The 6,338-nt window shown below is 69.1% G+C and carries 6 protein-coding genes and 1 pseudogene; 1 reads left to right on the top strand and 6 read right to left on the bottom strand.

Going from position 1 to position 6,338, the window contains the following annotated elements; genetic code table 11:
- The coding region (gene thrS, locus SYNGFB01_RS11745; RefSeq protein ID WP_235300144.1) for a threonine--tRNA ligase at nt 1–1,613 on the bottom strand (1,613 nt) is incomplete at its 3' end.
- Nucleotides 1,614–1,802: 189 nt separating this feature from the next.
- Here thrS and SYNGFB01_RS11750 point away from each other — a divergent pair.
- Nucleotides 1,803–2,165 carry a DUF2605 family protein gene (locus tag SYNGFB01_RS11750; protein WP_048018186.1) on the top strand — a complete coding sequence of 121 codons (363 nt, stop codon included), beginning with the start codon at nt 1,803–1,805 and terminating at the stop codon, nt 2,163–2,165.
- Between the two features lie 17 nt (nt 2,166–2,182).
- On the opposite strand, the gene SYNGFB01_RS11755 is transcribed toward SYNGFB01_RS11750, so the two are convergent.
- The 5 genes and pseudogenes from SYNGFB01_RS11755 to SYNGFB01_RS11775 all read right to left on the bottom strand — a co-directional run bounded on the left by SYNGFB01_RS11755 (nt 2,183) and on the right by SYNGFB01_RS11775 (nt 6,064).
- Nucleotides 2,183–2,734, bottom strand: coding sequence for a glycoside hydrolase family 104 protein (locus SYNGFB01_RS11755; RefSeq protein ID WP_048018187.1), 552 nt, complete (start codon nt 2,732–2,734; stop codon nt 2,183–2,185).
- Between the two features lie 325 nt (nt 2,735–3,059).
- A pseudogene (gene trpS / locus SYNGFB01_RS11760) lies at nt 3,060–4,113 on the bottom strand (tryptophan--tRNA ligase).
- 5 nt (nt 4,114–4,118) lie between these two features.
- On the bottom strand, nt 4,119–4,466 hold the full coding sequence (locus SYNGFB01_RS11765; protein WP_200900110.1) for a hypothetical protein: 348 nt from the start codon (nt 4,464–4,466) through the stop codon (nt 4,119–4,121).
- 163 nt (nt 4,467–4,629) lie between these two features.
- Nucleotides 4,630–5,142: a hypothetical protein gene (locus SYNGFB01_RS11770; RefSeq protein WP_048018188.1), complete on the bottom strand. Its 513-nt coding sequence runs from the start codon at nt 5,140–5,142 to the stop codon at nt 4,630–4,632.
- Nucleotides 5,135–6,064, bottom strand: coding sequence for a cation diffusion facilitator family transporter (locus tag SYNGFB01_RS11775; RefSeq protein WP_048018189.1), 930 nt, complete (start codon nt 6,062–6,064; stop codon nt 5,135–5,137). Before SYNGFB01_RS11775 ends, SYNGFB01_RS11770 begins: the two co-directional genes overlap by 8 nt.
- Between the last annotated feature and the right edge of the window lie 274 nt (nt 6,065–6,338).

Below are 6,338 nucleotides of genomic sequence, written 5' to 3' on the forward strand. Positions count from 1 at the left end.
CNGCGGAGGCTGACGCAGCCCGTTTCGGCCTCCTTCGCACCGATCACGCCGAGCAGCGGGATCTTCATCTGCTCACCGGTGCGGATCAGCTTGCCGAGACGATCGCCGGAGCCATCCACCGTGGCGCGCACGCCGGCGGTCTTGAGCCGGGCCAGCACCTCGGCGGCATAGGGGCGCACCTCATCGGTCACCGGCAGCAGCCGGATCTGCTCGGGAGCCAGCCAGAAGGGGAAATCGCCGGCGTAGTTCTCGGTCATGATCCCGAAGAACCGCTCCAGCGAGCCGAAGATGGCGCGGTGGATCATGATCGGCCGCTGGCGTGTGCCGTCAGCCGCCACATACTCAAGAGCGAAGCGCTCGGGCAGGTTGAAGTCGAGCTGGATCGTGGAGCACTGCCACATCCTGCCGATCGCGTCCTCGATCTTGAGGTCGATCTTGGGACCGTAGAAGGCGCCGCCGCCTTCATCCACCTTGTAGGCCCAGCCCTTGCGGTCCAGGGCCTCGATCAGGCCCTGGGTGGCCAGTTCCCACACGGCGTCGTCGCCGATCGATTTCTCCGGGCGGGTGGAGAGGTTGATTTCGTAGCTGCGGAAGTCGAAGGCCGAGAGAATCTGCTCGGTGAGATCGAGGATCGCCAGGATCTCCTCGGTGATCTGCTCCGGCAGGCAGAACACGTGGGCGTCGTCCTGGGTGAAGCCTCGCACCCGCATCAGGCCGTGCATCACTCCCGGGCGCTCGTAGCGGTACACGGTGCCCAGCTCGGCCCAGCGGATCGGCAGCTCCCGGTAGCTGCGCAGGGCGGATGCGTAGGTGAGCACGTGGAACGGGCAGTTCATCGGCTTGAGCTGGTATTCCCGCTCATCCACCTGCATCGGCCCGAACATCGATTCGCTGTAGAAGTCGAGGTGGCCGGAGGTTTTCCAGAGGCTGATGTCGGCCACGTGGGGCGTATAGAGCAGCTCGTAGCCGGCCTTGAAGTGCAGCTCCCGCCAGAGGTTCTCGATCAGCAGGCGCATGCGGGCGNCGCGGGGGTGCCAGAACACCAGGCCNGCGCCGGCCTCGACTTCGATCGAGAAGAGATCCAGATCGGTGCCGAGGCGGCGGTGGTCACGCCGCAGGGCTTCCTGCTTGCGGCGCTGGTATTCGGCCAGCTGCTCCGGGGTCTCCCAGGCGGTGCCGTAGATGCGCTGCAGCTGGGCGTTGTTTTCGTCGCCGCGCCAGTAGGCCCCGGCCACGCTCTCCAGCTCGAACGCCTTGGCGTTGAGCTCGCCGGTGTTGGCCACATGGGGCCCGGCGCAGAGGTCCCACCACTCCTCCCCGAGGGTGTAGAGGGTGATCGGTTCCTGGATGCCCGCCAGGATCTCGAGCTTGTAGGGCTCGTTCTGGGCCTTGATGCGGCGTTCGGCCTCGCCGCGGCTCACCTCGATCCGCTCGAGGGGAAGCTTCTTGTTGATGATCCGGATCATCTCCTTCTTGATGGCCTTGAGGTCGGCCTCGGTGAAGGGATCGGGGCTGTCGAAGTCGTAGTAGAAGCCGCTCTCGGTCCAGGGGCCGATGGTCACCTGGGCCCTGGGGAAGAGCTTCTGCACCGCCATCGCCATCACGTGGCTCATCGAGTGGCGGATGCGCAGCAGCTGCTCGCTCTCGCTGGTTCTGGGGAGCTGGATCGGCGCCAGCTCGGCGCCGGCGGTGGTCGCCGCACCACCGTCCACCGGAGCGGGTTCGGTCGCGGGGGCGGAGGCGGGCACTGGCGGGGTGTGGAGGCGAAAACCGATCCTACGCAGCGCTTCTAGGCTGCCTGCATGGCTGCTGAGCTGCCACGGCCGGATGCGGATGCCGCATTGCTGGAGCACCTGCTGGGCTCCCTGCTCGAGGATTTCAGCCTCTGGTTCGAGCGTGGTCAGCTTCTGCTCGAGCTCTGCCCCGATGGGGTGATGCGCCCGGAACAGCGGCAGGAGCTGGGCGATGCGCTGCAGCAGGCCAGCCGTGAGCTGCGCGCCGCCGTCGCCCTGCGTGATGCCACGCCCGCGCCGATGGCGCTGGCGATGGAGACCATGGCCCCGTGGCATCAGCTCGTGCTGCGGGTGTGGTCACTGTCGGCCCGACTGCGCCGCAGCGGTGTCGAGCTGCCGCCGCTGCCCTGGCCGCCTCAGCGGCGCCTCTGAGCTGGATCCCGGCCTGCCTAGCTCAGGGCGTGACGCCGCAGCGCCTGCCCATAGAACCGTTCCAGCTCCGCGTAATCCTTCACGGGCTGGCCGTAGTGACTGCTGCCCCGGAGGGTCGGCAGGGAGGCCCATTCCGGTGCCAGGCGTGCCACCACCTCGCGGTTGAGGCCCTGGCGATCGAAGAGCTTGAGGGCGCCGCGGCGCTCGATCAGATGCAGCGCCGCCTGATCCTGGTTGGACGGCTCGAAACTTCGCAGTCGGAGCTGTCCGGCCACCTCCCGCCAGGTGCCCGGCAGGAACTGATAGGCGCCCGCCGCCGCACTGGTGTAGCGGCGGCGCACCGTGATCTCGGGATGACGGGCCAGCCCCTGGAACAGGCTGCCGCCGTAGAGGGTGCGGTAGCCGTCGCTGCTGCCGTTTCTCCAGGTGCCTTCGGCGTAGCGGATCGTCTCCAGCAGGGCGCGGCGCTGATCCGAGAGTGCATAGCGCGCGTTGCCCTGGGCGGCTTCCGGCTGGATCAGCTCCTGGCCGACGGCCTGACCGCCGGCGGGGTATGGAACCGAGGCCATCAGGGCCAGGCAGGCCGCAGGGTGAGGCGGAGCCGAGGCCGACGCAGGCAGTGGCGCAGAAACAGCAAACCGTCGTGGGGTCAGTGAGATTGCCAAGACCTTGCTGACTCCCACCCCGGACCAGCCACCCCCCGGCAGACCGCTCTGGACAAATGCGACTCACCATGCTTGCAAAGCTCTTTTCGAGCTGCGTCGCGGCTGAGACGGCTGTGAGAGCCTGGCTGGCCTGCGCGCCGCAGCGTTGCCGCCGTCGCCGGAGTGGACCGGCCGAAGCTCGCTTTAACCGATCAGCCCCGCTGATCAATCCCGAATGGATTGTTAAGTTTCAGGTGGCGGCTCCGGGCTGCCGTGCACTGCCTGCCGGCAGGAATCCCAGCGCCTGGCGAACCCGCTCCAGCGTGGCATCGGCCACGGCCGTGGCCTGCTGCGACCCGTCTCCAGCACCTGCAGCAGAGCGGCGGGATCGGAACGCCACTCCCGGTAGCGCTCCTGCACCGGCCGCAGCGCCTCCACCGCGGCTTCGGCCAGCAGCGGCTTGAACTGACCCCAGCCCATGGCGCTGCATTCAGCGGCCACAGCCTCTCGGCCCCTGCCGCTGAGAATCGCGTAGAGCCCAAGCAGGTTGTCGGCTTCCGGGCGCTCGGGGTTGCCGAACTCCAGGCCCATCGTGGGGTCGGTCTTGGCCCGCTTGATCTTGCGGGCGATCAGCTCCGGGGGATCCAGCAGGCTGATCCGGGAACCTCGTGCGGGTCGCTCTTGCTCATCTTGCTGCTGCCGTCGGTGAGACTCATCACCCGTGCCCCCTCCGGCAGGATCAGCGGCTCCGGCACCTTCAGGATCGGCACCGGTTCGCCCGCGGCATCCCTGGAGGCGAAGCGGGCATTGATGCGTTGCTGGGCGATGTCGCGCGCCAGTTCCAGGTGCTGCTTCTGGTCTTCTCCCACCGGTACCCGATCGGCGTCATAGAGAAGGATGTCGGCGGCCATCAGCACGGGGTAATCGAGCAGGCCCACCGACACCTGGTCGCCCTGCTTCACCGCCTTCTCCTTGAACTGGATCATCCGCTCCAGCCAGTTCAGCGGCGTGACGCAGTTGAGCAGCCAGGCCAGCTCGCAGTGGGCCGGCACCTGGCTCTGCACGAAGACGGTGGAGCGGGCCGGGTCGATGCCGCAGGCCAGGTAGAGCGCCGCCGTGGTGAGGGTGTCATCGGCCAGCTGCTCCGGCCGGTGCGGCACCGTGATGGCGTGCAGGTCGACCACACAGAAGAAGGTGTCGTGGCTCTCCTGCAGGTCAACCCAGTTGCGGATGGCACCCAGCCAGTTGCCCAGGTGCAGGGCGCCTGTGGGCTGTACGCCGGAGAGCACCCTTGCCCGTGCCATGCCGATCAGGCCTCGCTGGCTTCGTCGCTGGCTTCCTCGGCGGCAGCGTCGGTCAGCGGCGTGTCGGCTGCGGGCTGCTCCTCGGCTGCCGCGTCTACCGGAGTCTCGGGCAGCGGCGGTGCCGGCCGGCTGGGCCTGGCGAAGGGATCGATGCGCGCTCCGCCGGGCCGCTCGGTGCGCCGCTCACCGCGAGCGCGATCGGGGCGGCTGCCGGCCTGGCTGCGCTGCTCGGCCACCAGAGCGTCGAGCTTGCCCTCCTCCAGCAGCTGGGCGATGGTGCGGATCGAGAAGCCCAGGGCGGCCACGGTGGAACGCAGCCGGAAGGCCTCCTGAACGGCCCGGGCCGCGCGCATCTCGTTGTCGCTCAGGCGGATCCGGAAGCCCCCCGGTTCGCGGCCGCCGGCTTCACGGTTGGGGGCTGAATGGCGGTTGCCTCGCGCCCCGGCCCCCCCTGGAAGCCACCCCTGGACGTGCTGGTGTCGCTGGTGATGTCGTCGGCCATTGCCGCAGCCTGAATCAGGCGCAAGTGTGGCGCATGGACAGGCCCAGGGGCTGAAGCCAGTGCAGCTGGTGCGCGTCGTCGCTGCCGGGCCGGGCGAGCACCAGCAGCGGCAGCTCCCGCGGCGCATCCGACTCCATCCTTTCGCGGTAGGCCTGCACCAACTCGAGATAGCGGGCCAGGGTCCAGCCGTGGTTGCCCCGCTCCTGGCACTGCCAGAAGCGCTGCTGGGCCAGCTGGCAGCTGGCGCTGCCGAATTCCTCCCAGCACAGCTGCTGGGCCGTCAAGCCGGGCAAACCCCGGGCGATCAGTTGCCGGTAGCGCGTCAGCTCCGGGGCATCGGCCGAGGTGTCCGGCGGCAGCCGGGCGGCCAGCGCGGCGACCGGGACGGATCGCAACCGGAGCCAGCAGCGGTCCAGCAGCGCCACGGGCAGATGGCCACTCCAGCCCGGAGCCCGCCGCAGCTCGTCGAGCCAGGTGCGCAGCTGGCCGCGCTGCCGCTCGCTCAGCCAGGGGAGAGGTTCAGCCATGGGCGCCCCGGAAGGTGATCGCGGCACTGGCGTATTCGCGCGGCTCCAGGTGAATCGTGCAGCGCACCGGTCCGAAGCGGTTCTCCAGATGCTCCTCCACCAGTTCGGTGATGCGGTGGGCGGTGGGCAGATCGTCGGCCTCCACCACCATGTGCATGTCGATGAACACCTGCTGCCCCACCACCCCGCGGCTGGCGATGTCGTGGCAGTTGAGCACCCCCGGCACGTCCATCGCCACGGCGTGGATGGCTTCCGGAGCGATGGCGATCTGATCCACCAGCAGGGGCAGATTGGCCTGGAGCACACGCCAGCAGAGCCGCACCAGCAGGAGGCACAGGGGAATGGCCAGCACCACGTCGAGCCAGCCGATCCCCAGCCCCACGGCAGCGCCCAGCCCCGCCAGCACCACCACTGTGCTCCAGACGTCACCTCTGCTCTGAGAGGCATCGGCCCTCAGCAGCGGACTGCCCAGCCGGCGGCCCTCGGCCCGCTCGGCCCAGGTCAGGGCGAGGTTGAAGCCCAGCACCAGCAGCAGCAGCAGCCACTCCCGCCAGCCCAGCTGCAGGGGGAACAGCCCCGACTGGATGCGTCCCACGGCCCTCTGCAGGATCTCGAAGACGGTGATGCAGATGAAAACGGCGATCGCCAGCGAACCGAGCGCCTGGAACTTCTGGTGCCCGTAGGGATGGTCCCGGTCGGGCCTGGGATCCGAGAGGGTGCTGGTGAGCAGGCTCATCAGGCTCGAGAAGCCGTCGGTGGCGCTGTGCATGGCATCGGCCAGCACCGCCAGCGAACCGCTCCACAGGGCCACCAGCAGCTTGACCAGCGTGAGACCGAGGTTCACGGCCACGGCGGCCAGCAGCACCCGGCGCACCGCCAGGCGGTTGTCGCCAGGGGCGTGGACCGCGGCGGGGCTCGACACGGGTCGGATCCAACTGTCGACCACGCTATTGGGCTTCGGGCTGGGCGGGCTGTGTCGCTTTGAGCTAAAGATGCAGCACTTCCTGCTGCCCCCTTGACGCTGCCGTTGCCGTCCCGCATCTGGCCGATGGCTGCCCTCGCCGTGGGCGGGGGGCTGGTGGTGGATGCGGGTCTGCGGCTCAGCCACGTGCCGCTGGGGTCGGTGCTGGGCCTGGGCACCCTGGTGGCCGGCGGCTGGTGGCTGCTGCGCCGTCGGTCCGGTTCCCGGCCCGGGG

This window comes from Synechococcus sp. GFB01 (genome assembly GCF_001039265.1).
Lineage (GTDB): Bacteria > Cyanobacteriota > Cyanobacteriia > PCC-6307 > Cyanobiaceae > NIES-981.

Coding starts and splice junctions, on each gene's coding strand:
- SYNGFB01_RS11755 (WP_048018187.1), bottom strand. CDS start 2,734: ATGGCCTCGGTTCCATACCCCGCCGGCGGTCAGGCCGTCGGCCAGGAG.
- SYNGFB01_RS11765 (WP_200900110.1), bottom strand. CDS start 4,466: ATGCGCGCGGCCCGGGCCGTTCAGGAGGCCTTCCGGCTGCGTTCCACC.
- SYNGFB01_RS11770 (WP_048018188.1), bottom strand. CDS start 5,142: ATGGCTGAACCTCTCCCCTGGCTGAGCGAGCGGCAGCGCGGCCAGCTG.
- SYNGFB01_RS11750 (WP_048018186.1), top strand. CDS start 1,803: ATGGCTGCTGAGCTGCCACGGCCGGATGCGGATGCCGCATTGCTGGAG.